Below are 24,532 nucleotides of genomic sequence, written 5' to 3'. Positions count from 1 at the left end.
TGGGTGCGCCGCGCGCACCGGTTGGGGCCGCCGCGCGGCCCGTGGTCAGTCGGGTATCAGTCAGCGTAGACCGGGAAGGTGGCGCAGAGGTCGGCGACCTGACCGCGCACGCGCTCGTTCACGGCCGGGTTTTCCAGGTCGTCGAGGATGTCGCAGATCCAGCCAGCCAGGGTCCGGCATTCGCCTTCCTTGAAGCCGCGAGTGGTCACCGCCGGAGTGCCGATACGGATGCCGGAGGTAACGAACGGCGACTGCGGGTCGTTCGGCACGGCGTTCTTGTTGACGGTGATGTGGGCAGCGCCAAGGGCTGCGTCAGCCGCCTTGCCGGTCAGGCCCTGCTTGACCAGGCTGATCAGCATCAGGTGGTTGTCGGTACCGCCGGAGACCACGTCATAACCGCGCTCGACGAAAACCGCCGCCATGGCGCGGGCGTTGTCGATCACCTGCTGCTGGTAGGTCTTGAAGCCCGGCTCCAGCGCTTCCTTGAAGCACACGGCCTTGGCCGCGATCACATGCATCAGCGGGCCGCCCTGGGCGCCCGGGAATACGGCGGAGTTGAGCTTCTTCTCGATCTCTTCGTTGCCCCGCGCGAGGATCAGGCCGCCGCGCGGACCGCGCAGGGTCTTGTGCGTGGTGGTGGTGACCACATCGGCGAACGGCACCGGGTTGGGGTACAGACCGGCCGCGACCAGACCCGCGACGTGGGCCATGTCGACGAACAGCAGGGCACCGACCTTATCGGCGATGGCGCGGAAACGGGGGAAGTCCAGCACACGCGAGTAAGCCGAGAAACCGGCGACGATCATCTTCGGCTTGTGCTCGATGGCCAGGCGCTCGACCTCGTCGTAATCGATCAGGCCGTTCTCATCGATGCCGTACTGCACGGCGTTGTACAGCTTGCCCGAGGACGACACCTTGGCGCCGTGGGTCAGGTGGCCGCCATGGGCCAGGCTCATGCCGAGGATGGTGTCGCCCGCGCTCAGCAGTGCGAGGTACACGGCGCTGTTGGCCGATGAACCGGAGTGCGGCTGGACGTTGGCATAGTCGGCGCCGAACAGGGCCTTGGCGCGCTCGATGGCCAGTGCCTCGACCTTGTCCACATGCTCGCAGCCACCGTAGTAGCGCTTGCCCGGATAGCCTTCGGCGTACTTGTTGGTCAGGCCACTGCCTTGCGCCTGCATCACGCGCTGGCTGCAGTAGTTTTCCGAGGCGATCAGCTCGATATGGTCTTCCTGGCGCTGTTCTTCGGCCTGGATTGCCGCGAGCAGGGCATCGTCATAGCCCTGCAGTTGGTCGTGCTTGCTGAACATGGTGAGGCCCTCTTTATCGTTTTTCTCGGGATGCAGACGGCCCGCCCCGGTGAGGGGAGCCGAAAGGAACTGGATGAAGCGAAGAACGGTTCCCTCTCCCCTCGGGGAGAGGGCTAGGGAGAGGGGGCTGCGTAGACAACCGCTTTACCCTCTCCCCCGGCCCCTCTCCCATAAATGGGAGAGGGGAGACAAGCGCCTTACGCGTCCTGATACGCCTCGATGGACGGGCAGGCGCAGACCAGGTTGCGATCGCCGTAAACGTTGTCCACGCGGCCTACCGGCGGCCAGTACTTGGCCTCGATCAGGCTGGCCAGCGGGTACACGGCCTGCTCGCGGCTGTAGGCGTGGTGCCACTCGCCAACCAGTTCCAGGGCGGTGTGCGGCGCGTTCTTCAGCGGGTTGTCGTCCTTGTCCAGACGGCCCTGCTCGACCGCGCGGATTTCCTCGCGGATGGCGATCATGGCGTCGCAGAAGCGATCCAGCTCTTCCTTGGACTCGCTCTCGGTCGGCTCGATCATCAGAGTGCCGGCCACCGGGAAGGACATGGTCGGAGCATGGAAGCCGAAGTCGATCAGGCGCTTGGCCACGTCGTCGACGCTGATGCCGCTGCTGTCTTTCAGCGGACGGATGTCGAGGATGCACTCGTGCGCCACCAGGCCGCCTTCGCCGGAGTACAGCACCGGGTAGTGCTCTTCCAGACGACGGGCGATGTAGTTGGCGTTGAGGATGGCCATCTGCGACGCACGCTTGAGGCCGTTGCCGCCCATCATGGTGATGTACATCCAGGTGATCGGCAGGATGCTGGCGCTGCCGAACGGCGCGGCGCTGACTGCACCGATCTTGCGTTCCATGTGGCCATGGCCCGGCAGGAACGGCGCCAGGTGCGATTTGACGCCAATCGGGCCGACGCCCGGGCCGCCACCGCCGTGCGGGATGCAGAAGGTCTTGTGCAGGTTCAGGTGCGACACGTCGCCGCCGAACTGACCCGGCGCGCAGAGGCCGACCATGGCGTTCATGTTGGCACCGTCGATGTACACCTGGCCGCCGTTGTCGTGGATGATCTGGCAGATCTCGCGGATGCCTTCCTCGAACACACCATGGGTGGACGGGTAGGTGATCATGATCGCGGCCAGGCGATCCTTGTGCTCTTCGGCCTTGGCCTTCAGATCGGCGATGTCGACGTTGCCGCGTGCATCACAGGCGGTCACCACCACGCGCATGCCGGCCATGGAGGCGGTCGCCGGGTTGGTGCCGTGGGCCGATTGCGGGATCAGGCAGATGTCGCGCTGATCGTCGCCACGGCTCAGGTGGTAAGCGCGAATGGCCAGCAGGCCGGCGTATTCGCCCTGGGAGCCGGCGTTGGGCTGCAGCGACACGGCGTCGTAGCCGGTGGCGGCGCAGAGCATGGCTTCCAGTTCACTGGTCAGCTGGGTGTAACCGGCGGCCTGCTCGACCGGAGCGAACGGGTGCAGGTTGCCGAATTCCGGCCAGGTGACCGGGATCATCTCGCTGGCGGCGTTGAGCTTCATGGTGCAGGAGCCCAGCGGGATCATGCTGCGGTCCAGAGCCAGGTCCTTGTCCGCCAGCTTGCGCAGGTAGCGCATCAGCTCGGTTTCGCTGTGGTAGCGGTTGAACACTTCGTGCTGCAGGATCGCCGATTGGCGCAGCAGGCCTTGCGGCAGGCGGCTGGCGATCTGCGCGGCCAGATCATTGACGGCCGGTGCAGCCTGGTCAGCGGAGAAAAGGTTCAGCAGCGCCTCGACGGCGGCCTGGTCGGTGGTTTCGTCCAGCGACAGACCCAGACGCTCGGCGTCGATCTCGCGCAGGTTGATGCCGGCAGCACGGGCCTTGGCATGCAGCTCGGCGGTCTTGGCGCCGGTCTTGATGCTCAGGGTATCGAAGAAGTGCTGCTGCTCGACGCTGTGGCCCAGCTTGGTCAGGCCCAGGGCGAGGATGGCGGTGAAGCTGTGGATGCGCTGCGCGATCTCGGTCAGGCCTTTCGGGCCGTGGTACACGGCGTACATGCTGGCGATGTTGGCCAGCAGCACCTGAGCGGTACAGATGTTACTGGTGGCCTTCTCGCGGCGGATGTGCTGCTCGCGGGTCTGCATGGCCAGGCGCAGGGCCGGCTTGCCGAAACGGTCGACCGACATGCCGACCAGGCGGCCCGGCATGTCGCGCTTGAACGCGTCGCGGGTGGCGAAGTAGGCGGCGTGCGGGCCACCGAAGCCCAGCGGCACACCGAAACGCTGGGCGCTGCCCAGGGCGACGTCGGCGCCGAACTCGCCCGGCGGGGTGAGCAGGGTCAGGGCCAGCAGGTCGGCGGCGACGGCCACCAGGGCATTGGCGGCGTGGAAACGCTCGACCAGGGCGCGGTAATCGAAGATGTCACCGTTGCTTGCCGGGTACTGCAGCAGGGCGCCGAAGTAGGCGCTGGCGTCAGTGATGGCGGCTTCGTCGCCGACTTCGATGTCGATGCCCAGCGGCTCGGCGCGGGTGCGCAGCACGTCGAGGGTCTGCGGGTGGCAGTGCTGGGAAACGAAGAAGGTGTTGGCAGCCTTATTCTTCGACAGGCGCTTGCAGAAGGTCATGGCTTCGGCGGCAGCGGTGGCTTCGTCGAGCAGCGAGGCGTTGGCGATCTGCATCCCGGTGAGGTCGCTGATCAGGGTTTGGAAGTTCAGCAGCGCTTCCAGGCGGCCCTGGGAAATCTCCGGCTGGTACGGGGTGTAGGCGGTGTACCAGGCCGGGTTCTCCAGCAGGTTGCGCAGGATCGGGCTCGGCGTGTGGGTGCCGTAGTAACCCTGGCCGATGTAGTTCTTGAACTGCAGGTTCTTGGCGGCGATGGCCTTGATCTTGGCCAGGGCGTCGGCTTCCGACAGGCCCGGCTGCTCGCCGAGGATGCTGGTGCCCTTGATGCTCTCGGGAATCACGGCACCGGTCAGCGCGTCGACCGAGTCATAGCCGAGCAGTTCGAGCATGGCGGCGGTGTCGGCATCGCGCGGGCCTATATGGCGGGCGATGAATTCGTTCTGGGTATCGAGCTTGGTCATGGCGGTCACTCAGGCGTCGGCGTTGGCATTCAACAGACGATCATAGCCGGCCTTGTCCAACAGGTCGGCCAGCACGGCGTTGTCGGCCAGGCGCATGCGGAAGAACCAGGCCTTGTCCAGCGGCGACTCGTTGACCAGCTCCGGGCTGCCTTCCAGGTCGGCGTTGACTTCGACGATCTCGCCGTCCAGCGGCATGACGATGTTGCTGGCGGCCTTGACCGACTCCAGCACCGCTACTTCCTCGCCCTGAGCGTAGGACTTGGCTTCCGGCAGTTGCACATACACCACGTCGCCGAGCGCGTCCTGGGCGTAATGGGTGATGCCGACGGTAACCAGACCATCGTTGTCCAGACGCAGCCATTCGTGATCGGCGGTGAAACGCAACTCGCTCATGTCAATTCCTCAGGGGTAATGGTGTTCGCTTCTAGGTGGCGAACAGGTAAGTCGAGCTATAGCAATGCTGGTGCCAATGTATAAATAGTTAATAAAATCAATTACTTACGATGTTTCTTGGGGGTTGTACACAGTCAACTGGAACGATATCGATACGAATCCAGGTGTCGCAAATGGAAAAGTTGAAGTCGCGCCAGGCAGGGCGTGGCTTTCGCTGGTCTGTTGCTGAATCGTTACGGTGTAATGATATCGATACGTCATCTGGGTGGAACCGCTCACGGGTATCGAGGGTCGGTAACCGGGATGCTTTGTAAACAAGGAGATAGACCGACCATGAGACCCCTGATTCCCCTGGCATTCGCGCTGCTTGGCGCCACCAGCCTGCAGGCCAGCGAGACCGTCACCGTGACCCTCGAACAGGCCACCGAAAACGGCACCGACGCGCCTGTCGGCACCGTGACCATCAGCCAGTCGCCCCATGGACTGGTGTTCACCCCTGATCTGCAGGGCCTGGAACCGGGCGTGCATGGCTTTCACGTGCACACCGCGGCCAACTGCAATGCAGTCGAAGTGGACGGCAAGCTGACACCCGCTGGCGCTGCCGGCGGCCACTGGGACCCGCAGAATGCCGGGCGCCACGGCTTCCCCTGGGAGGACGACGCCCACCTCGGTGATCTGCCGGCGTTGCTCGTCACCGAAGACGGCCAAGCCAGCCAGCCGGTACTGGCGCCACGACTCAAGCGCCTGGAGGACCTGCATAACCGTTCGCTGATGATTCATGCCGGCGGTGACAACCATGCCGACCACCCGCAACCGCTGGGCGGCGGCGGGGCGCGTGTGGCCTGCGGGGTGATCAAGGTGCCGACCAGCACCACGCCGATCTGACTTAATGCCGAGAACCGTAGGGTGGGTTAGCGGCGCCAATAGGTGAGCTCTCAGACGCTGCGGTCGTGGTGCGCCGTGTAACCCACCGGGCGATCTTCCGCGTTGCGCCAATGGAGGGTTATGGCGCATCGGACCCTGTGGGATTTTTCGTATTCAAGACAGGCGCCTAACCCACCCACCGGGCGAGTGCGTCAGTGCTTGCCCGGTATCCCGTACTTGCGTAGGCGCTTGGCGATGGCGGTGTGCGAGGTGCCCAGGCGGACGGCCAACTGGCGACTGGACGGGTGGCTGTCGTAGAGCTTTGCCAGCAGCGCCTTCTCGTATTCGTCCATGGCCTGTTCCAGGCTGGCGACTTCACCTACCACCTTCGGTGCCACTTCGGTGCCGGCGATATCCAGATCATCCATCTCCACCCAGTTGCTGTCGCAGATCGCGGCGGCGCGGAAGATCACGTTCTGCAATTGGCGCACGTTGCCCGGCCAGCGTCCGGCCAGCAGCGCCGGGAAGGTGGCCGGCGCCAGGCGGCAGGGCAGGCGCTGGATCTGCGCGCAGGCCTGGGCCATGAAATGCTGGGCCAGCAGCAGGATATCCTGGCCGCGCTCACGCAGCGGCGGCACTTCCAGATTGAGCACATTGAGGCGGTAGAACAGGTCCTCGCGGAAGCTGCCTTCAGCGACCATCTTTTCCAGGTCGCGGTGGGTGGCGCTGAGGATGCGCACGTCCACCTTCACCTCGCGGTCGCCACCGACGCGGCGGAAGCTGCCGTCGCTGAGAAAGCGCAGCAGCTTGGCCTGCAGATAGGGCGACATCTCGCCGATCTCGTCGAGAAACACCGTGCCCTGGTTGGCCAGTTCCAGCAGCCCCGGCTTGCCGCCGCGCTGGGCGCCGGTAAAGGCGCCGGGGGCGTAGCCGAACAGCTCGCTCTCGGCCAGGTTCTCCGGCAGGGCGGCGCAGTTCAGCGCCAGGAACGGCGCAGTGCGGCGCACGCTGACCGTATGACAGGCGCGTGCCACCAGCTCCTTGCCGGTGCCGGTTTCGCCGTGGATCAGCAGCGGTGCATCGAGCGACGCCACACGCAGCGCGCGGGCCTTGAGCGCGCGAATCGGCGCGGACTCGCCGAGCAGCGAGTCGAAACCCTCGGCATGATCATGATGCAGCGCGGCCAGACGCTGGCCCATGCGGCTCGGTGCGTAGAGCGTGAGCAGGCCGCCGGTCAGGCGACCGTCTTCGGTGATCGGCTGGGCATCGAGCAGCAGCGGCTGGCCGGCGAAATGCACCTCGCGCAGCGGCTGATGAAAACCGGCGGCGAGCAGCGATTGCTGCAGTGCGTCATCGGCGAACAGCGCGGCGATGCTCAAGCCTTCGGGCGGGCGGTTGCACATGTCCACCAGCGCCGGGTTGGCCAGCAGCACGGTGGCGCGGTCATCCACCGCCAGCACCGGGTCGGGCATGGCCGCCAGCAAGGCATCGAGCTGCAGGCGACGGCGCTGGCCGGGCAGGATGTCCACGACTTCCACGCTCTGCACGCCATGCACCTGCAGCAACGCGCCGCGCAGTTCCTCGAGCACCGCCGCGCTGAGGGTCGGTGCGTCGATGTAGACGTTTGGCGGTACCATCTCCACCGCATCGAGGTTCAGATTGCGCCCGCCCAGCAGCGCCAGGACTTCCTGGGTGATGCCGACGCGGTCGATGAAACTGACGTGGATGCGCATTGATGACGGTCGAAATGGGCGAACAGGCGGCGATTATGCCTGCTCTGCCCGACATGAGGAAAAGGGCAACCGCGTGAGTACAGAAAAACCGAGCCGCGCCGACTACCACCGCGAGCACCAGGCCCGCGCCGAAGCCGAGGCCCAGCGCCTGCTGGCGCGCAAATCCGAGCTGCAAGGACGCTGGCTGCCCTGGGTGGCGCAGGAGCTGTACCAGCTCAGCCCGCCGGAATTCGCCAACATGGTGCGCCGCGAGTTGCAGCGCCTTTCTTAGCCCGGATTGCCCCCGGTCTACCAGGGCGCAGGCGTGTGGGAGGTCCGTAGGGTGCGCCGCGCGCACCAGCCGTACATCGGTGCGCACGGTCCAGGTGGCCTCGCGACACCCTACGCGCTACGACCGCTTGCGCGCACAGCGGCTCATATCCACCTTACCCACATAGGGGTTGCCCCAGCCCATCACGCACGCCACCTGCTGGTTGCGCTGGCGCTCCCAGGGTTCTACCGGGTAGGCCTTGCTCCACGCCTGGTAGAGCTGCCGATCCTGCTTCGACAGGCGCAGCGTGTAGCGGTCGGCCATGTAGAAATAGGTGCGTGCGATCATTCCGCGAATGGTCGGGCGCGGCATCACCTTGCGCGCCTTGAAGTCCACCACCGTCTGGCAGCGGCCATATTGATGTGGCTTCTGCGGCAGCCAGGCGAAGCTGTAGTTGCTGCGGTCCCCGTTCACCTCGCCGATGCTCGGCACCAGGTTGTGCAGGTCCGCCTCGGCCTTGCGGAACTGCGCATCGTTGGCTGCACAGTGCTTGCGCCCGCCTTTCTGCCAGCACTGGCGCTGATGGCCGATCACCCAGGCGGGGACGATATGTTCCCACTCGATGCGCTGGGCGCGATTGGCGTTCTTGCGTGGCGTGTAACCACAGGAACGCAGATCGACCCGATTGCCGCTGTACTTGCAGCCGCAATAGAACTCGGTGGATTGCTGCTCATACAGCGGCCAGGCCAGGCGCTTGGCCTCGGCGAAAGTGGCGGGTGCGGCGTGCAGGGAAAGGGCTGTGAAACAGCAGAGCAGGGGCAGTAGGCGTCGAATCATGGGGCGGCAGAGTAGCCGTCACCGCTGTCGATGTGAAGACGGAAATTTCAGGTTTTTCAAATGCTTGCGTGATGGCTAGAGGCCTTGATTGCGGGCTGGCCGACGCGCCGGCTGTTGCTCAGGCCGTCAGCCTGCAAGCAGCACGGGCGCCCTCTCGCCCTGCACTCAGCTGAACCTCGGTAAGCGCTGATCGGCCTCGTTGCCCTCACTCTGGGCCGGCTGCGGTAGGCCTGCGACCTTGAGCACCGGCATCCTCTCGCCCACCAGGCGCAGATCGCGACGGGGCAGGGCGAAGCGCACATCCAGCTCGCGCAGGGCATCGAGCAACTGCAGGTTGATCTCCTGCTGGATGTCCATGTACTGGTTGTAATCCGACGTGAGCACGATATAGACCACCTCGAAGGTCAGCTGGCTTTCATCGAAACCGAGAAAATGCGCGCGGTCGAAGCGGGTCTTGGGCGTGGCGCGGATGATATCGCCGACCGTCTCCGATACCTGGCGGACCTTGTCGCTGGGCGTGTCGTAGTTGATGCCGAACTTGAAGACGATGCGGCGGGTGTCCATGCGCTTGTAGTTGTGTACGACCTGGCGCAGCAGGTCGGCGTTGGCACACACCACCTGCTCCCCGCTGAGGCTGCGAATGCGCGTGGTCTTCAGGCCGATATGCTCGATGGTCCCGGCCACCTCGCCGAACACCACGAAGTCACCGATCTCGAAGGGCTTGTCGACGCCAATCGACAGCGAGGCGAACACATCGCCGAGCACCGTCTGCACCGCCAGCGCCACGGCGATACCGCCGACACCCAGGCTGGCCACCAGCGCGGTGATATCCACCCCCAGATTGGCCAGGATCGACAGCAGCATCACCGACCACACCACGATCAGAATCATGATGCTGATGATGGTGGTCATCACCGGGTTGTAACTGCCACCGTTCCTGCCCATCACCAGGCTGCGCGACCACAGGCGTACGCCGCTATCGACCCACAGCGCCACCTGCAAGGCCAGGGCAGCGAACCAGGTATGGCTCAGTGCGCTGTGCCAACTGCCGGGCAACTCCGGTAGGCGCAGCGCCAGTAACAGGGAAAAGGCCAGCAGCAACAGGCGGTTGGTACGGCCGATCACCACAGCGACGAAGTGCTGCCAGTTGCCGTCCTGGTCCTTCGACCAGGCCTTGAGCCGCTTGTGCAGCGTATTCACCAGGGTACGCAGCACGCTGTAGATCAGTACCGTGGCGACCACCACGATCGCCACGTTGAGCCAGAGATCACGCTCGAGCCAGATAGTCCACTGTTCCATCGCCGGGGCCTCCAGAAAAAAGACGTACAGGGTTCTGGTGGCGTTGAGGGGCAGAAGTTCCTGGGAAAGGGTGAGCGGTTTTGGTTAGTTGAGAGCAGGGGTAATGGAACCCTTTGCGGCCCCTTGCTGTGATCCGCAACGCCCGGCTTTACTGGCCTTGGAGCCCTGCCGGTGCAGCATTTTCCCGCTATGCCTTGCAGTGGCTTCGACACTTTTTCGACACACAGGCTTGACGAGGCAAATTCGCTATAATGGCTCTTGGCTATCAGGCTTTGCCTTATAGCTTTAGAACACCACATAAGCTTTAAGGAGGAAGTATGCGAATCAAGAATATCGCCAAGGTGGCGATGGCCATGGTTTTTGCTGTTGGCTGCCAGGTTGGTTTGGCGCAGTCTGCGTTTGTCGTTACTGCTTCTGCAGGAAGTGAGCCGGTGGCCCATGGGGGCGGCTGCCGTAAAGACTCGCCGCCTGGGAAATGCTGCCACGCTGGTTCTCAGCCTTTTCACTGCCATTGATTAGGCCAAGCCCTATCAGACTCTGGTAGGGCTTATATGTCCTCTGGCTTTTCGCCTATCAATATCGCTTTTCCCGTATCACCACGGAGGAAAAGGGGACAGATTTATTTATGGTACAGCGCCACTGGTCTAAAAATAAATCTGTCCCCTGTTTTCCATGCTCGCTGCTAGACGAGTTTTAGAACTGCCTCGACCTCCTCGTCGAACATTCCGCCAGTAGGAGAAAATCCGAGCTTTTCATAGAATACCTGTGGACTTCCCGGTCCAACGCCATAGCTGGTGTAAAGTTCTCTAGCACCTTTTGCCCGCAGAAGTGCTGCGATTTTTATGATCGCTTGTTTTCCAAACCCTTGGCCCTGAAAGGGCTTCGCGATCATGAAACGCCATAAATATGGGCCTGGGCAATCGATGCCGTCGTCCCAGTCCGATCCTTCATGCACCATGACGAACCCGATTAGGAACTCGTCCGCATAAACACCACGGAACCAAGCCGATTGCGAGCAAAACCCCTCCGCAATCGATGTCCCGTTGTCTGCGACAAACTCTCTCTGTTCGTCGGATAGCGTGTCGCTAAGCTCGCAAATTTCAGAAACATTTGCTGACGTGACCCGTCGAAATGTTACCTCTGAGTCATTTGATGGATATTCCATGTAGATCTACTCATTGGGCTGTCAAAAAAAACGTAACGCGAAAACATATCATTACGTTTGCACCGACAGCATCTTTGCAAATGTATCTTTTTGAGACGGAACCAAAGTAGAAGGAGGCAGATGTATTTTTAACTGTGGTTCGTCTGGAGGATTTGAACTCATGCCGACGGCTCGACATTGCTCCGCAGTCGTCCGCTTTCCCAAGTAAATCAGCCTGTTGCGGCCTGCGCGCTACCGAATTGGCCGGCTATGCCTTGCTGTGCCTGCGACACTTTTGGGGCACGGCCATCCATGCCGAGGTAATCGAACCCTTTCCAGCCCCATGCAGTGATCTGCAATGCACGGCTTTACTGGCCTCGTAGCCCAGCCAATACAGCATTTTTCCGCTATCCCTTGCAGTGATTTCGACACTTTTTCGACACGCCGTCTGGACACTTTTCAAGCCTGCCAGTAGCGTCTGGCCATTACGTTGCCTTGGCTGATCGGCTGCGTTGTCGTTTTCCGCCAACCCGGAGTCGCGTTCCTCCGTCTTGTCTTCAAGCGAATCAAGGCTTTACTGCATGACAAGGAACGTTATCCGACATCGCCAAGGTGTGTTATGCGACAGTAATGTCGCCTAATTAATAGTTAGGCATCAGCAGATGACCACTGAGATCGGAGAGTTCCGCCAAATGCTTGATGCCGGTCGGCGCTATTTGACAGGGACGTGCTCGATCCAGGAGCTCAATGGTCGCGTCAGTGAGCTCGCCACAGCAGCAAAGTTCTGGGGTGGTCACCCTGCGCTCGCTCAGATCGCTGCCGATTGGTCCGTTATGGTTGACCGGCGTTGGAACGAGTGGGGCCATTGTCCCAATCCAATCTCAGAGCAGGAGTTTTTGGCATGGCTTGAGGGACAACTCAGTTCTCTCGGGCAGATGCCTAACAATTCATTCAAGCCGAACCTGCTTCGCGGCTCGGCTTAATTCCGGTGGTAGGCGTTTAGATCATCATGCTTGGACTGTTCAAACCCAAACAATCACCTAGCAATGCCAAGCTCTTTAGGCTCACTTTGCATGTTTTGCGTGGGAGCAATAAAGAAATGCCTCAAAATTTGGTCGGAGCGCACGTTCCAGTATTCGTCGCCGCGGCAGATCATGAGGCTGCGGCTTTCGCCGCGGTTTCAAAGCTCACTTCTCAAGGGTTCGAGTTCGTCGATATCTCCGACGGAAAAATTCAAGAGCTTGATCCTCGCAAGTGGGATGCCTTCGTGAAGGAAGCTTGGGCAGATTTCGAGCAATACTTTCCCAAGCAATCCCAGGTGGTAAGCGAGCTTGATAGTGGCTTCTCGTTTGTCGGCCCATTCGCCAGTTATGAAGCCAGCAAAAACGCCTAACCCGGCAGCCGAGAGGGCCGGCCACAAGCTTCGCTTGTGGTTCCCTGCGCTTCGCTCCGACCGCCCCTCACTTCTACGTTAGGAGCCCTGTATGAACTGGGTGCGAGACTCAAAAACCCTCAAAGACTTTCTGTCCTTGGTAATAGTTCATGCACCAGATGATTTTCCAGAAGAAGATTATCTGAAAGCTGATGAGCAACTGAATCTTGAGCGGGCTTTTGCAGAGCTCAGAAAAGGCGTAACTGTCTTAGCCTCATCTAACTCAAAAATTGAGGTTGATAGCAAGCTTAATGCAATCTTGGATAAGGCGCTTCTAGCCTATCGCTCTGGCGATGACATTCAGGGGGCGCATACACTGCATGAGTTCGAGAAAATAGCTTTCAGCAAGGACTCCTAATAATGCGTTCAAATCGTTCGCTGCGCTCACCGGTACGGGCTAAAGCCCGCCCCTTAACCAAACGTTAGGTCTCATAATGCGCTCACTTGCTCATCTAGAACGCATATTCGCATTGGGAGCACACTCTGTTGGTACTGCACACTTGTTGTTCAACGGCTCTCTCTCGGCACAATCGGATGGCCGTTCTGCGCTTGAGCACCATCTTGGCTACAAAATCCCCGATGAAATCGCTACCTTCATAAGTATTTTTGGTGGCACTGAATTGTTCGTTGATAGCTTTGGTCTTGGTATAAAAATCCTGCCTTTCCAAAAAATATATGAAACAAATATCGGCATGGAGGAATTTAAGGAGCAGTTTTTCCCGAGGTACGTGATATTTGGCTTTGATTCAACCGATGACATGCTCTGCCTATACTGTCATGAGAGCAATGTGCATTTCGGCATCTTAGATCATGAAGCGTGGGGTCAACCTGACATCTGGGCGAGTGAAGCAATGATCTTCGTGAAATTCTCAAATTGGCTGGATTTTCTGATCGAGACCGGGGAAGCAATTCCGCCTTCGGCGCTGAGATATGAAACCTAACTAGTGGTTCAAATTGTTCGCTTCGCTCATTGGGACGGGCTAAAGTTCGCCCCTTAACCAAACGGTAGACGTCTTGGAGGCCCTGTTGAAAGTTCCGGATAAATATCATGGCTACGAGTGCGCCGAGTACTTTGTCGACTGCTGGGCTGAGTGCGGATATTTTGACGATAAATCGCAAACCCAAATCGTTACACCTCTCGGTGAGGCATATGAAGATCGAGAGATCGGCTTCTTTGCCATCGGCCGCTCCGGAGTGGATAGTATCGATTTCGGGTATCGAAAGGGGCATATGGGCCTCTGGGCCTTCCATCCCATCGATCAGGAGTTCCAACTCATGGCGGTTACGATCATGGAGCTTGTCGACGGTTGGTGCTCCGGCAAGCTGGCGGTCTGACGCCTAACAACTCACTCAACCTCGTTCGCTTCGCTCACTGGACTCGCAAAAGCTACGCTTTTGCTCGCCGGTTAGCTCAACTGTTAGGCTCCAACGTATGATCTCTAAGCTTGAGTTAGTCCAGATGATATGGGGCATTGTTTGTCACGATAAATACTGGACTGAGCTGAATACACAAATGCTAAATAGTGGCGAGGTTCTGGTTGAAAAATCAGAGCAGGAGTTTGCGCGAAAAATCGCTTGGCTACTAAGCGAAATTAGGTCAGAACTAGTCCTATCTGGGGAACCAACCCGCCTTGATATTCCCGCCCTAGTGTTGGGGGGCTCTCTTCCAAAAGAATTAGGTAGCGAGAAAATTACAGAGAAAATTGAGGCTTGCAGGCAATATGCGAAGCGTCTATCTAATGCCTAACAAACGGCTCAAAGCGCTCACTTCGATTGCTTCACTCGCGCTTGCCTCCATTTATTCGGGCATACCAGCGCCTAGCTGCTTCCTGGGTGATCGCTATCCCGCGTTAGGTTGGCTCAAGTTTCGGTTGGCTTCATCGTAGTCAGGGCTGGTCTGGCCAATCTCGGGCGCTATTTGCCCGCTCGCGATCCAGAAGGCGTATTGAGGGAACATCTGCACAATGGCCTCAATGTCCTGCTCGTTGGCTCGTCGCTTTCCATTTCTCAGGTGATACCAGCTGCTGCGATCAATGCCTGTCAGCTTCTCAAGCTTAGGGGCTGAGAGCTTCTTTCTGTCCCATACGTCTATCAATCGTTCTCTGATCATTCCTTGGTTACTTGCTCTGATTCCTTTCCGTACGGGCATACCAGCGCCTAGCTGCTTCCTGGGTGATCGCTATCCCGCGTTGGGTTGGCTCAAGTTTCGGTTGGCTTCGTCATAGGCTGGGCTGGTCTGGCCGATCTCGGGTGCGGTTTGGCCGCTGGCAAGCCACATCACATACTGCGGGTACAGCTTTACCAGTACCTCCAGCTCTTCCGTGCTCATACGCACGTCTTTGAATCTCACGGTGTGCCAGCGATTTAGGCCGATATCGCTGTGCTTGATCAGCAGGTCAAAGCCTGCCTTAGCAATCAAGGTTCTAGCGCGCTGCTGGATTGATTCCATAACGATCTAAAAATACTCCACTGAAACTATTTCACCACGGCGGGCGCGTTGATATGCTTTGTTCAGTGAACATATTTCACTGATCGCAAAGCACTGACAATGCCGAACATAGTGGATCAAAGCTGATGGATACGGAAGGTCTCGACCCTCAAAAGCTGCACGGTGCCCCGCCCTTGATGCCGTGGCAGAAGTTCGCCGAGTGGATCGGCATGGGCGACGAACCCATCGTGGTACGCACCTGGGTAGAACGTAACTACCTGCCTTCGCAGAAGGTCGGCAAACGCACCATGGTCAACGTGGCGTTGCTGACCCGCCAGCTACTGGAACAGGAGTGGACGCTGTGAGCCGAACAGACCCGCAATTCAAGCTGCGCGTACCGCCCGAGCTGCGCGCCACGATCGAACAGTCCGCCTCCGCCTCGCGCCGTTTGATGAACGCGGAAGTCGTCATTCGCCTGGAAGCGAGCTACGCCCAGGACAACGCCGCCAAGGAGGGCACCCATGACCGCGACGAACGTAAGCCTCGACCCGTGTAGCGTGCAGACCGCCGCGCTGAGCGGTGTGTCGGTCGAAGGGGACATCGACGGGGTGGGCCGCCAGACCATCCCGAGCACGACGCTGGCTGACTGGCGCACGGTGAGTCTCGCCCATCTGCGCGCGGGTCCGGAGGAGAGCAGGGCCGTGTTGAGCGCGGAGGCCTACGCCCATGTCTAAGCCTGCCCTGGTGTTCGACCCCGTTACCGCAATCGGCTTCATCGGCCAGACGGTGCTCATGGAGCTGCGCTGGGACGATGACGACGACATGCTCTGGTGCTGCTATCACATCGTGGGTGTGGTGCTGCCGGTGCCGGGCGTGTTCGACCACGGCTACTTCCTGATCATGCCGCTCGATGGCAGCGAAGACCTGCCGCTGGAGGTCTACTTCGACAGCATCAACACCATCCGGGTCGTTCGTGATCGTCACACAACCGCCAAGGCGCGGGGCTGCCTGCCGCTGCCTTCGCTGTTCCAGGGCCAGATCAGTGACGGGCAGTGCGACCACCGGTAAGCCAGGTATCCAGCACGAAGCGCCAGGGACGTCGGTGCGGCCAAGGTGACTGATGGGTTGTCCGCCAGCACCTTTTTATCTGATCGCAACGCGCCCTTTTGCCCAGCCCACGCCCTTGCGGTCGAGCCCTTCAAACGCCAGAAACGAAAAAGCCCCGTCATCGATGACGGGGCTTTTTCCTGGTTGTCTGGAGCGGGTGATGGGAATCGAACCCACGGCTCTAGCTTGGGAAGCTAGGGTATTACCATTATACGACACCCGCAGCGGGTGCCTTTATACCGGAACTCGGCGGGGAAATGAAGGGCGAACCGGCGCTGGTCGTGCAGCCGGTTCGCGTCTGGGCCGGTTCATATGGCCATGGCCTGCAGTTCCTGCAGCTCGCCGCGTGTCGGCAGTTGCAGACGCTTGCCGGGGGCGTTGAAGAAGTCCAGCAGCACGCGTTGGGTCTGCAGCCAGGCGGCCTTGTGTTCCATGTCGAGGAAGTGGCCGGCGTCGTGGATCACGGCGAACTGGGCGTGGTCGATGTGCTGGGCGAACAGGCAGGCGTCTTCCACCGAGGTGTATTCGTCACGGTCGCCGTTGACGAATATCAGCGGGATGTCGATGGCCTGCAGGCATTCCTTGCCGCAATGCGCTTCCATGTTCAGCACCTGCTTGATGTGCGCGTACATCTGCCGGTACTCGTGTTCGTCGAGGGTGCTGACGTGCTTGTGGTTGAAGCGCTTGAACAGCGACGGCAGGTGCTTGCCGATGGTGCTGTTGACCAGCAGGGCGATGTTGTCGCGGTCTACCGAGCCAAGGAAGCGCAGGCCCTTGTGCAGGTAGTCGAGCATCGGCACGTTGAGGATCGGTGAGAAGGAGCAGATGGCGGCCTTCTCCAGCGTCGCCGGGCGTTGGGCCAGGGCGAGCAGGGAGGCGACACCGCCCCAGGAGAAAGACATCAGGTAGTTGGCGCCGTAGTGGTCGATCAGCGTGAGCAGGATCGCCGCTTCGTCTTCCTTGGTGAGGGGCGTGAAGTCGCTGTTGTGCGGTTTCGACTGGCCGGCATAGGGCAGGTCGAAGGCCACCACGTTGAACTGCGGCTGCAGGTACTTGACCGTTTGCGTGAACGAGGCGGTGGTCGCCAGAGAGCCATTGACCAGAATGATGGTCTTGCTTGCTGCCGGGTTGCCGTAGAACTCCGTGTGAACCTTGTGCTTCCTGTTGATCTCGACGACTGCGGTTTCTGGCCTCATGTCGTTTCCTCCTGGCGCAAGTGTGTCAAGGCGAGCGGGTGGCCGTTCGCATTTGATTGAGCAGTCAGAAAAGCGCCTGAGCGTGACAGCATGATGTCAGGCTGGAGATTTTTATAAATATAGGAATTTCAAGCAGTTAGGATCGAAACAGGCGAGCGCTCCAGGCCTTTTGCAAGGCCGTGGAGAGGGCGGTGTTACCAGGCAGGAATCCAGTCGGCGCAGGGCGCCAGCAACTGAAAGAACGTATCGCTGTCTCGTAGTGACCGGCTGGTCATCTCAAGACTTATGGTTCGATTCAAGCAGTTACCTTGCAGCCACGCAAGGGTGAGTCACATCTTTATCGGGCTTTATGGGTGCCGTTGGTCGGGTCGTGTGTGTTGCTGCGAGGAAGGGATCAAACGCTGGCGATTTCCGCCTCTGTCAGCGCGCGGTATTGGCCGGGCGCGAGCTGCGGGTCGAGGATGATTTCGCCCATGCTTTCACGGTGCAGGGCGACGACGCGATTACGGAAGTGGCCGAACATGCGTTTGACCTGATGGTAGCGACCTTCGAACAGCGTCAGCCGCGCTTGGTGGCTGCTCAGTACGTCGAGCTGGGCGGGCAGGGTGGTGAGGTCTTCGAAGGCGAAGTACAGGCCTTGGGCGAACACCTCGGCGTATTCGGCGGTGATCGGCTGCTCGGTGGTGACGTGGTAGACCTTGGGCTTGCGCTGCTGCGGCTGGGTGATGCGCCGTGACCAGCGCCCGTCATTGGTGATCAGCAGCAGGCCGCTGGTGTTCAGATCGAGGCGCCCGGCCAGGTGCAGGTCGTGCTTGTCCGGCTCGTCGAGCAGATCGAGTACGGTGCGGTGCGCGTCGTGCTCGGTGGCGCTGACCACGCCGACCGGCTTGTGCAGCATCCAGTAGCGCGCACTGCGTCCGGCTTGCAGCAGTTCGTCGTCCAGCTCGACGCGCTGGAAGTCGCGCACTTCATGGCGCGGGTCGTGGACGACCGCGCCGTCGACACGCAGGCGGCCGGCGCTGATCAGCAGGCGGCTGTCCTGGCGGCTGAAGCGGGGGAAGTTGCTGAGGAAACGATCCAGGCGCATGGCTCAGTCGCGCTCGCGGGGCTCAGTGGCTTTGAGCGCACCTGCGCAGGCCGGGCACAGGCAGGCCTGGTTGCGTTGCTCGGGCGTCAGGCGCTGCAGCGCGGCCGGGTCGATCTGCGCGTCGAAGCACCAGCAGGGCTCGTCACGCCCGGCGGCGACGCTGCACTGGTTGCTCTTGCCGCATAGCGGGCAGTGTTGTGTGTCCATCAGCGATCCCGGCAGACACGCTCGCGCCCGGCCCGTATGGCGCGGTACAGCGTGCGTGCGGTGTTGTTCAGCAGCAGGTTGTATGCCTCGCCACCCCAGCTGCAGAGAATACCGGACTGACGCAGTGTACTGCGCAGTTGCTGGACGAAGTCGTGCAACAGCCGCTTGCCGGCCAGCACTCCGTCACGCCGGAACGACGTCGCGGGCCATCATTGAAGAGATGAGGCTGGCGCGCACCGGGTCCTTCTGCAATTTCTGATGGGCGCTGTCGGAAATCAGCGGCAGCTGGGTGTTGATGATGCTGTCGCGGATGGAATCGCGCGAGGCGTGGTCGCTCAGCAGCGCGGTGGCGAGAAAGCCGCTGCCGAGCAGGAACAGGTGCAGTAATACCAACGAGGTTTGCGGCCGCTTGGGTCGCAGGGACATGGGTGAATCCGGGAGCGGGCTAATGGCGCGATGCTCGTGTGCCGGGAGGGGATAGCGCCAGTTGTGATCCTGATCGGTGCTGTTATGGGGTGGATGAAAGTTGGGGGTAATGCCAATCCGGCAAGGCGAGCAAAGCAGCCTTGCGTAGGCGCCCTGTCCCGGGGCGAAGCTTTGCGCGTCCGGGTCCGGCACCTTCGCGGCGGGATGCCGCTCCTGCAGGTTGGGTGTATCGGCATTTAACCGGGGGGCTGGTTTTCCTAAGGGATGTCGAGTTGCGTGGCGGTCTTGACCCTCTCCCCCAGCCCCTCTCCCGTAAACGGGAGAGGGGAGCAAGCGTTCAGGCGCCTGCGAGCTTTCAGGCTTCTTCCAGCACCACCACGCGCTGCCCGGCGCGCACGGGCGAGCCCGGTTGCACACGCACTTCGCGCACGGTACCGGCCATCGGCGCGGTGAGCGGGATTTCCATCTTCATCGACTCGAGGATCACCAGCACATCGCCAGCCTGCACCTGCGCGCCGGCTTCGACCTGCACCTGCCAGAGGTTGCCGGCGACATGGCTTTCGATGGCATGTTGCCCGGCCGCCAGTGGCGCATCCTCGCCCTGTTCCGGCGCGGCTTCCTCGACCTCGAAGTGGGCCTGGCCGCTGTCGATCCAGCGCTGGCGTTCGGCATCGAAGGCGGCGCGCTGCTGCTGGCGGAAGGCGTCGATGCCTTGCGCCTGGTCATCGAGAAACTGCTGGTAGTCGGCCAGGGCCAGTTCGCTGTGTTCGATGCGCAGCGGGTAGCGGCCGAGCGGGAAGTCGCGGCGGATGCGCAGTAGTTCGTCGGCACTCACCGGGTAGAAGCGAATCTGGTCGAAGAAGCGCAGCAGCCAGGGCTTGCCATCGAAGGCTTCGACCGTACGGTAGCGGTTCCACATCTGCAGGGTGCGACCGACGAACTGGTAGCCGCCGGGGCCTTCCATGCCGTACACGCACATGTAGGCGCCGCCGATGCCGACCGAGTTCTCCGCCGTCCAGGTGCGTGCCGGGTTGTACTTGGTGGTGACCAGGCGATGGCGTGGGTCGAGCGGGGTGGCCACCGGCGCACCGAGGTAGACGTCGCCCAGGCCCATCACCAGGTAGCTGGCGTCGAACACCGTGCGGTACACCTCGTCGAGGTTCGGCAGGTCGTTGATGCGGCGGATGAACTCCAGGTTGCTCGGGCACCAGGGCGCGTCCTTGCGCACGGTGGTCATGTACTTGTCGATGGCCAGCTGGCACGCCGGATCGTCCCAGGACAGCGGCAGGTGGACGATACGCGAGGGTACCTTCAGATCGCGTGCGGCGCACACGGCGTCCCATTCACCCGCGACGATGTCGAGCAGCGTCTGCAGGGGCAGGGTTTCCGGCTGGTAGTGCACTTGCAGTGAGCGAATGCCTGGCGTCAGGTCGATTACGCCATCGAGCTGCTTGGCCTCCAGCGCCTGCATCAGCGCATGGCCACGAAAGCGCAGCACCAGGTCGAGTTCCGGCGCCCCGATTTCCAGCAGCAGATGGGTGTCGCCGGACAGACGTGCAACCAGGCGGGTGTCGGCTTCGCCGATGTCGAGGACGATGGGAGAAGCCAACACTGAGCGGCTCCCTCTCCCGCTTGCGGGAGAGGGCTGGGGAGAGGGGCTTTGGCTGTTTTCAAGAACCCTCTCCCCCGACCCCTCTCCCATAAATGGGAGAGGGGAGACAAGCGCAAGCTCGCTGACTTCGAGAGCGCGCAGTTTGGCCAATTCCCGCGCCGAATCGACATCCACCGGTACGAAACGCACCTTGTCGCCGGCCTTGAGCTGGCCGAGCTGCCACAGGTCGGCCTCGATGATGGTCACCAGGCAGACGAAGCCGCCCAGGCTGGGGCCGTCCGGGCCGAGGATCACCGGCATGTCGCCGGTAAAGTCCACCGCGCCGATGGCGTAGGGGTTGTCGTGGATGTTGGACGGGTGCAGGCCGGCTTCGCCGCCGCTGTCGCGCACCCATTCCGGTTTCGGCCCGATCAGACGCACGCCCGTGCGGCTGGAGTTGAAGTGCACTTCCCAGTCGGTGGCGAGGAAGGTGTCGATGTAGCGCTCGCTGAAGTATTCCGGCGCGCCGTGCGGGCCGTAGATCACGCGCAATTCGCGCACGGCCGGCAGGGCCGGGCAGCATTCGGCGGGCAGTTGCGCGCCGGCCTCGCGGTTGGTGAGCGGCAGCAGGTGCAGCACATCGCCGGCACGCAGGGCACGACCGCCATGGCCGCCGAACTGGCCGAGGGTGAAGGTGCTTTTGCTGCCCAGGTAGTCTGGCACCTGGATGCCGCCGCGAATGCTCAGGTAGCTGCGTGCGCCGCTGCCAGCAATGGTGCCGAGCGCCAGGGTGCTGCCGGCCTGGATCAGCAGGGCGGTGTTCATCGGTCGTTCCAGGCCATCGACGGCCAGCGGAATCTCGGCGCCCGTGACGGCGACCACGGCGTCGCAGTTGAAGCGCAGCAGCGGGCCGCTCATGGTGATTTCCAGCGCGGCGGCGCCTTCGTCGTTACCGAGCAGGCGGTTGCCCAGGCGCAGGGCGCGGTCGTCCATCGGGCCTGATGGCGGTACGCCGACCGCCCAGTAGCCGAGTCGGCCAGGGAAGTCCTGCACGCTGGTCTGGGTACCGGCGCTGAGCACCTCGAAGGTGGTCGCCTGGTAGACGAGATTTTCCAGGCAGCGCGTCCAGGGCTTGCCACTGGCGAAGGGCGCATCGCTGAGAATCTGGCGCAGGTAGTCGCGGTTGCATTCCACGCCGTACAGCACGGAGTCGGCCAGGGCCTTGTCCAGCGCCGCACTGGCCTGTTCGCGGGTCGGCGCCCAGGTGATCAGCTTGGCGATCATCGGGTCGAAGTAGGGCGCAATCTCGCAGCCGGCTTCGACCCAGGTGTCGATGCGCAGGGCCTTGCCATCGGCTGCGGGGAAGCTTGCGGCAGTCAGCAGGCCGGGGCTGGGCTGAAAATCCCGGCCCGGGTCTTCGGCATACAGCCGCGCCTGGATGGCGTGGCCGCTGGGGTTTAGCTTTGCCGCCAGTTCGCCCAGCGGCGCCAGGTCGCCGGCTGCCAGCTCGATCATCCAGCGCACCAGGTCGACGCCCCACACCTGTTCGGTGACGCCGTGCTCGACCTGCAAGCGGGTGTTCACTTCGAGGAAATAGAAACGCTCGGCCTCGCCGTCGTAAACGAATTCGACGGTGCCGGCGCTGCGGTAATTCACCGCCTTGGCCAGCTTGATCGCCGCTGCGCACAGCTCATCCGCCATGCCGGCCGGCAGGTTCGGCGCCGGTGTTTCTTCCAGCACTTTCTGGTTGCGCCGTTGTACCGAGCAGTCGCGCACGCCAAGGGCGAGCACTTCGCCCTGGCCGTCGCCGAACACTTGCACTTCCAGGTGGCGGGCGCGTTGGATGTATTTCTCGATGAACACGCCGCTGTCGCTGAAGTTGTTCTGTCCCAGGCGCTTGACCGCCTCGAAGGCTTCGCCGAGTTCGGCCGCCGAACGGCAGACGCGCATACCGATGCCGCCACCGCCGGCGGTGCTTTTCAGCATCACCGGGTAGCCGACCTGCTCACCCGCAGTCAGTGCGGCGTCGAGATTTTCCAGCAACTCGGTGCCTTCGAGCATCGGCACGCCGTGCTGCCTGGCCAGGGCGCGGGCAGTGTGCTTGAGGCCGAACACGCGCAGTTGCTCCGGCGTCGGACCGACGAAGGCGATGCCGGCGGCTTCGCAGGCTTCGGCAAAGGCGGCGTTCTCGGAGAGAAAGCCGTAGCCGGGGTGGATGGCCCGGGCGCCGCTGCGCTTGGCGACGTCGAGGATTTTTTCCACAACAAGATAGGTCTGCGCGGCCGGGCCTTCGCCGAGGGAGAAGGCTTCATCGGCCTGCTGGATATGCAGGCTGGCGGCGTCGGCTTCGGAGTACAGGGCCACGCCGCCGACATTCAGTTCACGCAGGGTGCGCAGGATGCGGCAGGCGATGGCGCCACGGTTGGCGATCAGCAGTTTCTCGAACATATCCGCTCCCGAGACAGTTCAAAGCGGCTGCGCTCCACCATGCTGCGTTGGCCGCCAGTTCGAAATGCTCATTTGCTCCAGCAAACTCCGCTTTCTCACTGGCTGCCGCCTTGCCTGATGTTCGCTCGCGACGCTTTGCTCCTGCCTCGTATAGGTCGGCGGGCCGTCCCGCCGTCATTGGTCATGTGTCACGGTCGTCCGTGGCAGAAAATCCCGGTGGCTTGTCTCCCTCTCCCATTCATGGGAGAGGGCTGGGGAGAGGGGCGGTTGATGACATGTCCCTCTCCTCCGGCCCCTCCCGCAGGCGGGAGAGGGGAGTGCATCAATCAATCCCACACCAGCACTTCGGCGGGCGTCGGGTTCCAGCCGTTGCACGGGTTGTTCAACTGCGGGCAGTTGGAGATCAGCACGATGACGTCGGTCTCGGCCTTGAGCTCCACGTACTTGCCGGGCGCGGAGATGCCGTCCTCGAAGGTCAGGCCGCCCTCCGGGGTGACCGGCACGTTCATGAAGAAGTTGATGTTGGCGCCGATGTCGCGCTTGCTCAGGCGGCCGTCGTGCAGGCTGGCGCGCAGGAAGTTGTCGCGGCAGCTGTGCATGTAGCGTTTGTCCAGCGCGTAGCGCACGGTGTTGCTCTCCTGCGCGCAGGCGCCGCCCAAGGTGTCGTGGCGACCGCAGGTGTCGGCGACGATGGTCAGCAGCGGCTTGCCGAGGTTGGAGTAGAGCACCGTGCCGGTGGTCAGGTAGACGTTGTTCTGCCTGCGCAGGGTGCGTTGCGGGTCGAAGCGCTCGCGCGGGTTGCGTGCGGCGAAGAACAGGGTGTCGATCGCCTGGTTACCTTCGAGGTCATGCAGGCGCAGGGTCTGCCCGGCCTTGACCTCGAACAGGTAGGGTTCGCCCGCCGGGATGGTGTGGCGGAACACGGCGGTTTCGGGATGCAGGGTGCTGGCGGTCAGGGTCATTTCGGCAGCCCTCAGATGTACTGGCGTTCGGTGTTGTGAAAACCGCGGCCGTTCTCCGGGCGCGAGGTGCGGCAGAGCACGGTGATGCCGTCGCTGTCGACCCTGCTCCAGGTCAGTTGCACCGGCTTGGGTGCGTACTGCGGGTTGGGGTCCATGGGGTGCTGCAGCGCGGTGAGCACCACCAGGCAATCCATCGGCGCATACAGTTCGATGCAGTCGCCGGCTTTGCTGTTATCGGGCTGGAAGCGGAAGGCACCATCGGCATCGACGTCCACGCGGCTGAACAGGTTGAGGTTCATCAGCAGGTCGAGCAGGTTCAGGTCCCACTTGCCCATTTCCACCAGCAGGTTGTCCATGCCGTTGCGGAAGAAGCCGTTGCGCAGCTCCTGGTAGCGGCCCTGGCCGTACTTTTCCAGGACTTCCTCGGCATTCAGCACGCCGCCGAAGCTGTCGTGCCAGCCGCAGGTATCGGCGGTGATGGCGGCCAGCACGCGGCCCATGTCCGAGTACAGGCAGTGGCCGGCGGTGAGCTTGGCGGTGTGTTGGCATTTCAAGGTATCGGGAAGGTTCAGGCGCTCGCTTTTCTCGGCGGCGTTGAACAGCAGCAGGCTGACGTTGGCGCCGCCTTCGATATCAGTGATGCGCAGCAACTGGCCGCGCTTGAGCACGAAGGAGGTGTGGCCGCCACCGGGTACGGTCTCTTCGTACACAGTCGGGCGCAGGGTAAGGGCAGTGGTCATGGGTACCTCGGGATCAAAGCCTGGTCGT

29 protein-coding genes and 1 tRNA gene are annotated in these 24,532 nt (G+C 61.9%); 13 read left to right on the top strand and 17 right to left on the bottom strand.

Annotated features, from left to right (window positions below; genetic code table 11):
- Positions 1–56 precede the first annotated feature (56 nt).
- From glyA to gcvH, 3 genes are all read right to left on the bottom strand, one after another.
- On the bottom strand, positions 57–1,310 hold the full coding sequence (glyA, locus tag H3221_RS10835; protein ID WP_196475401.1) for a serine hydroxymethyltransferase: 1,254 nt from the start codon (positions 1,308–1,310) through the stop codon (positions 57–59).
- A gap of 197 nt (positions 1,311–1,507) precedes the next feature.
- Positions 1,508–4,360, bottom strand: coding sequence for an aminomethyl-transferring glycine dehydrogenase (gcvP, locus tag H3221_RS10830; RefSeq protein ID WP_196475402.1), 2,853 nt, complete (start codon positions 4,358–4,360; stop codon positions 1,508–1,510).
- A 9-nt stretch (positions 4,361–4,369) separates the two neighbouring features.
- Positions 4,370–4,753 (bottom strand): glycine cleavage system protein GcvH, encoded by a 384-nt coding sequence (gene gcvH, locus H3221_RS10825; RefSeq protein WP_179590260.1) that lies wholly within the window; start codon positions 4,751–4,753, stop codon positions 4,370–4,372.
- Between the two features lie 333 nt (positions 4,754–5,086).
- Here gcvH and sodC point away from each other — a divergent pair, with 333 nt between their 5' ends.
- Entirely contained in the window at positions 5,087–5,638 is a 552-nt protein-coding gene (gene sodC / locus H3221_RS10820; RefSeq protein WP_196475403.1) for a superoxide dismutase family protein, read from the top strand.
- 191 nt (positions 5,639–5,829) lie between these two features.
- On the opposite strand, the gene H3221_RS10815 is transcribed toward sodC, so the two are convergent.
- Positions 5,830–7,350 (bottom strand): sigma-54-dependent transcriptional regulator, encoded by a 1,521-nt coding sequence (locus H3221_RS10815; protein ID WP_196475404.1) that lies wholly within the window; start codon positions 7,348–7,350, stop codon positions 5,830–5,832.
- 73 nt (positions 7,351–7,423) lie between these two features.
- Between H3221_RS10815 and H3221_RS10810 the strand changes: the two genes are divergently transcribed.
- The gene (locus tag H3221_RS10810; RefSeq protein ID WP_196475405.1) at positions 7,424–7,621 is read left to right on the top strand and encodes a hypothetical protein; all 198 of its coding nucleotides are present in this window, start codon (positions 7,424–7,426) and stop codon (positions 7,619–7,621) included.
- Positions 7,622–7,738: 117 nt separating this feature from the next.
- Here the strand turns inward: H3221_RS10810 and H3221_RS10805 are convergent, their stop codons facing one another.
- Both H3221_RS10805 and H3221_RS10800 read right to left on the bottom strand, forming a co-directional pair.
- Positions 7,739–8,437, bottom strand: coding sequence for an endonuclease (locus tag H3221_RS10805; protein WP_196475406.1), 699 nt, complete (start codon positions 8,435–8,437; stop codon positions 7,739–7,741).
- Between the two features lie 165 nt (positions 8,438–8,602).
- Positions 8,603–9,736: a mechanosensitive ion channel family protein gene (locus tag H3221_RS10800; protein ID WP_196475407.1), complete on the bottom strand. Its 1,134-nt coding sequence runs from the start codon at positions 9,734–9,736 to the stop codon at positions 8,603–8,605.
- Between the two features lie 317 nt (positions 9,737–10,053).
- Between H3221_RS10800 and H3221_RS10795 the strand changes: the two genes are divergently transcribed.
- Positions 10,054–10,251, top strand: a complete 198-nt coding sequence (locus H3221_RS10795) for a hypothetical protein (RefSeq protein WP_196475408.1) — start codon at positions 10,054–10,056, stop codon at positions 10,249–10,251.
- A 167-nt stretch (positions 10,252–10,418) separates the two neighbouring features.
- On the opposite strand, the gene H3221_RS10790 is transcribed toward H3221_RS10795, so the two are convergent.
- On the bottom strand, positions 10,419–10,901 hold the full coding sequence (locus tag H3221_RS10790) for a GNAT family N-acetyltransferase (RefSeq protein ID WP_196475409.1): 483 nt from the start codon (positions 10,899–10,901) through the stop codon (positions 10,419–10,421).
- 641 nt (positions 10,902–11,542) lie between these two features.
- Between H3221_RS10790 and H3221_RS10785 the strand changes: the two genes are divergently transcribed.
- The 6 genes from H3221_RS10785 (at position 11,543) to H3221_RS10760 (ending at position 14,059) form a co-directional block, all read left to right on the top strand.
- A complete protein-coding gene (locus H3221_RS10785; RefSeq protein ID WP_196475410.1) occupies positions 11,543–11,863 on the top strand; it encodes a hypothetical protein in 321 nt (106 codons plus the stop codon).
- 26 nt (positions 11,864–11,889) lie between these two features.
- A complete protein-coding gene (locus H3221_RS10780; RefSeq protein WP_196475411.1) occupies positions 11,890–12,273 on the top strand; it encodes a hypothetical protein in 384 nt (127 codons plus the stop codon).
- 91 nt (positions 12,274–12,364) lie between these two features.
- Entirely contained in the window at positions 12,365–12,670 is a 306-nt protein-coding gene (locus H3221_RS10775; RefSeq protein WP_196475412.1) for a hypothetical protein, read from the top strand.
- A gap of 76 nt (positions 12,671–12,746) precedes the next feature.
- A complete protein-coding gene (locus H3221_RS10770) occupies positions 12,747–13,253 on the top strand; it encodes an SMI1/KNR4 family protein (RefSeq protein ID WP_196475413.1) in 507 nt (168 codons plus the stop codon).
- 85 nt (positions 13,254–13,338) lie between these two features.
- Positions 13,339–13,647, top strand: coding sequence for a hypothetical protein (locus H3221_RS10765; protein WP_196475414.1), 309 nt, complete (start codon positions 13,339–13,341; stop codon positions 13,645–13,647).
- A gap of 97 nt (positions 13,648–13,744) precedes the next feature.
- Positions 13,745–14,059, top strand: a complete 315-nt coding sequence (locus H3221_RS10760; protein ID WP_139183730.1) for a hypothetical protein — start codon at positions 13,745–13,747, stop codon at positions 14,057–14,059.
- A gap of 432 nt (positions 14,060–14,491) precedes the next feature.
- On the opposite strand, the gene H3221_RS10750 is transcribed toward H3221_RS10760, so the two are convergent.
- Positions 14,492–14,761: a hypothetical protein gene (locus H3221_RS10750; protein WP_196475415.1), complete on the bottom strand. Its 270-nt coding sequence runs from the start codon at positions 14,759–14,761 to the stop codon at positions 14,492–14,494.
- Positions 14,762–14,886: 125 nt separating this feature from the next.
- Between H3221_RS10750 and H3221_RS10745 the strand changes: the two genes are divergently transcribed.
- Genes H3221_RS10745 through H3221_RS10730 form a run of 4 tightly spaced genes read left to right on the top strand, consistent with a single transcriptional unit; the run spans position 14,887 to position 15,808 of the window.
- Positions 14,887–15,105, top strand: a complete 219-nt coding sequence (locus tag H3221_RS10745; RefSeq protein WP_059390727.1) for a hypothetical protein — start codon at positions 14,887–14,889, stop codon at positions 15,103–15,105.
- Complete coding sequence (locus tag H3221_RS10740) at positions 15,102–15,296, top strand: Arc family DNA-binding protein (protein ID WP_196475416.1); 195 nt, start codon at positions 15,102–15,104, stop codon at positions 15,294–15,296. Before H3221_RS10745 ends, H3221_RS10740 begins: the two co-directional genes overlap by 4 nt.
- On the top strand, positions 15,262–15,474 hold the full coding sequence (locus tag H3221_RS10735) for a hypothetical protein (RefSeq protein ID WP_196475417.1): 213 nt from the start codon (positions 15,262–15,264) through the stop codon (positions 15,472–15,474). The genes H3221_RS10740 and H3221_RS10735 overlap by 35 nt, the downstream gene beginning before the upstream one ends.
- Complete coding sequence (locus H3221_RS10730) at positions 15,467–15,808, top strand: hypothetical protein (protein WP_196475418.1); 342 nt, start codon at positions 15,467–15,469, stop codon at positions 15,806–15,808. Before H3221_RS10735 ends, H3221_RS10730 begins: the two co-directional genes overlap by 8 nt.
- A gap of 188 nt (positions 15,809–15,996) precedes the next feature.
- On the opposite strand, the gene H3221_RS10725 is transcribed toward H3221_RS10730, so the two are convergent.
- The 9 genes from H3221_RS10725 to H3221_RS10690 form a co-directional block, all read right to left on the bottom strand.
- Positions 15,997–16,070: transfer RNA gene (locus tag H3221_RS10725), tRNA-Gly, on the bottom strand.
- Positions 16,071–16,155: 85 nt separating this feature from the next.
- Positions 16,156–17,043, bottom strand: coding sequence for an alpha/beta fold hydrolase (locus H3221_RS10720; RefSeq protein WP_196475419.1), 888 nt, complete (start codon positions 17,041–17,043; stop codon positions 16,156–16,158).
- Positions 17,044–17,437: 394 nt separating this feature from the next.
- Complete coding sequence (locus tag H3221_RS10715; RefSeq protein ID WP_196475420.1) at positions 17,438–18,130, bottom strand: pseudouridine synthase; 693 nt, start codon at positions 18,128–18,130, stop codon at positions 17,438–17,440.
- Positions 18,131–18,133: 3 nt separating this feature from the next.
- On the bottom strand, positions 18,134–18,337 hold the full coding sequence (locus H3221_RS10710) for a cysteine-rich CWC family protein (protein WP_045734414.1): 204 nt from the start codon (positions 18,335–18,337) through the stop codon (positions 18,134–18,136).
- A complete protein-coding gene (locus tag H3221_RS25605; protein ID WP_196475437.1) occupies positions 18,337–18,516 on the bottom strand; it encodes a nucleotidyl cyclase domain-containing protein in 180 nt (59 codons plus the stop codon). Before H3221_RS25605 ends, H3221_RS10710 begins: the two co-directional genes overlap by 1 nt.
- Positions 18,517–18,520: 4 nt before the next feature.
- Positions 18,521–18,763: a hypothetical protein gene (locus H3221_RS25600; RefSeq protein WP_397428015.1), complete on the bottom strand. Its 243-nt coding sequence runs from the start codon at positions 18,761–18,763 to the stop codon at positions 18,521–18,523.
- A gap of 355 nt (positions 18,764–19,118) precedes the next feature.
- On the bottom strand, positions 19,119–22,802 hold the full coding sequence (gene uca / locus H3221_RS10700) for an urea carboxylase (RefSeq protein WP_196475421.1): 3,684 nt from the start codon (positions 22,800–22,802) through the stop codon (positions 19,119–19,121).
- 326 nt (positions 22,803–23,128) lie between these two features.
- Positions 23,129–23,764 (bottom strand): urea amidolyase associated protein UAAP2, encoded by a 636-nt coding sequence (locus H3221_RS10695; protein WP_196475422.1) that lies wholly within the window; start codon positions 23,762–23,764, stop codon positions 23,129–23,131.
- 11 nt (positions 23,765–23,775) lie between these two features.
- The gene (locus tag H3221_RS10690; RefSeq protein ID WP_196475423.1) at positions 23,776–24,504 is read right to left on the bottom strand and encodes an urea amidolyase associated protein UAAP1; all 729 of its coding nucleotides are present in this window, start codon (positions 24,502–24,504) and stop codon (positions 23,776–23,778) included.
- Positions 24,505–24,532 lie beyond the last annotated feature (28 nt).

The organism is Pseudomonas chaetocerotis (assembly GCF_015712105.2).
GTDB classification, from domain to species: Bacteria; Pseudomonadota; Gammaproteobacteria; order Pseudomonadales; family Pseudomonadaceae; genus Aquipseudomonas; species Aquipseudomonas chaetocerotis.
Note: the sequence above shows the minus strand (reverse complement) of the source record. Positions and strands in the feature narration are given on the sequence as shown.

Bases quoted from the DNA above. Each gene is read 5' to 3' on its own strand.
- glyA (WP_196475401.1), bottom strand. From the start codon at position 1,310: ATGTTCAGCAAGCACGACCAACTGCAGGGCTATGACGATGCCCTGCTC.
- gcvP (WP_196475402.1), bottom strand. From the start codon at position 4,360: ATGACCAAGCTCGATACCCAGAACGAATTCATCGCCCGCCATATAGGC.
- gcvH (WP_179590260.1), bottom strand. From the start codon at position 4,753: ATGAGCGAGTTGCGTTTCACCGCCGATCACGAATGGCTGCGTCTGGAC.
- sodC (WP_196475403.1), top strand. From the start codon at position 5,087: ATGAGACCCCTGATTCCCCTGGCATTCGCGCTGCTTGGCGCCACCAGC.
- H3221_RS10815 (WP_196475404.1), bottom strand. From the start codon at position 7,350: ATGCGCATCCACGTCAGTTTCATCGACCGCGTCGGCATCACCCAGGAA.
- H3221_RS10805 (WP_196475406.1), bottom strand. From the start codon at position 8,437: ATGATTCGACGCCTACTGCCCCTGCTCTGCTGTTTCACAGCCCTTTCC.
- H3221_RS10800 (WP_196475407.1), bottom strand. From the start codon at position 9,736: ATGGAACAGTGGACTATCTGGCTCGAGCGTGATCTCTGGCTCAACGTG.
- H3221_RS10795 (WP_196475408.1), top strand. From the start codon at position 10,054: ATGCGAATCAAGAATATCGCCAAGGTGGCGATGGCCATGGTTTTTGCT.
- H3221_RS10790 (WP_196475409.1), bottom strand. From the start codon at position 10,901: ATGGAATATCCATCAAATGACTCAGAGGTAACATTTCGACGGGTCACG.
- H3221_RS10785 (WP_196475410.1), top strand. From the start codon at position 11,543: ATGACCACTGAGATCGGAGAGTTCCGCCAAATGCTTGATGCCGGTCGG.
- H3221_RS10780 (WP_196475411.1), top strand. From the start codon at position 11,890: ATGCTTGGACTGTTCAAACCCAAACAATCACCTAGCAATGCCAAGCTC.
- H3221_RS10775 (WP_196475412.1), top strand. From the start codon at position 12,365: ATGAACTGGGTGCGAGACTCAAAAACCCTCAAAGACTTTCTGTCCTTG.
- H3221_RS10770 (WP_196475413.1), top strand. From the start codon at position 12,747: ATGCGCTCACTTGCTCATCTAGAACGCATATTCGCATTGGGAGCACAC.
- H3221_RS10760 (WP_139183730.1), top strand. From the start codon at position 13,745: ATGATCTCTAAGCTTGAGTTAGTCCAGATGATATGGGGCATTGTTTGT.
- H3221_RS10750 (WP_196475415.1), bottom strand. From the start codon at position 14,761: ATGGAATCAATCCAGCAGCGCGCTAGAACCTTGATTGCTAAGGCAGGC.
- H3221_RS10745 (WP_059390727.1), top strand. From the start codon at position 14,887: ATGGATACGGAAGGTCTCGACCCTCAAAAGCTGCACGGTGCCCCGCCC.
- H3221_RS10735 (WP_196475417.1), top strand. From the start codon at position 15,262: ATGACCGCGACGAACGTAAGCCTCGACCCGTGTAGCGTGCAGACCGCC.
- H3221_RS10730 (WP_196475418.1), top strand. From the start codon at position 15,467: ATGTCTAAGCCTGCCCTGGTGTTCGACCCCGTTACCGCAATCGGCTTC.
- H3221_RS10720 (WP_196475419.1), bottom strand. From the start codon at position 17,043: ATGAGGCCAGAAACCGCAGTCGTCGAGATCAACAGGAAGCACAAGGTT.
- H3221_RS10715 (WP_196475420.1), bottom strand. From the start codon at position 18,130: ATGCGCCTGGATCGTTTCCTCAGCAACTTCCCCCGCTTCAGCCGCCAG.
- H3221_RS10710 (WP_045734414.1), bottom strand. From the start codon at position 18,337: ATGGACACACAACACTGCCCGCTATGCGGCAAGAGCAACCAGTGCAGC.
- H3221_RS25600 (WP_397428015.1), bottom strand. From the start codon at position 18,763: ATGTCCCTGCGACCCAAGCGGCCGCAAACCTCGTTGGTATTACTGCAC.
- uca (WP_196475421.1), bottom strand. From the start codon at position 22,802: ATGTTCGAGAAACTGCTGATCGCCAACCGTGGCGCCATCGCCTGCCGC.
- H3221_RS10695 (WP_196475422.1), bottom strand. From the start codon at position 23,764: ATGACCCTGACCGCCAGCACCCTGCATCCCGAAACCGCCGTGTTCCGC.
- H3221_RS10690 (WP_196475423.1), bottom strand. From the start codon at position 24,504: ATGACCACTGCCCTTACCCTGCGCCCGACTGTGTACGAAGAGACCGTA.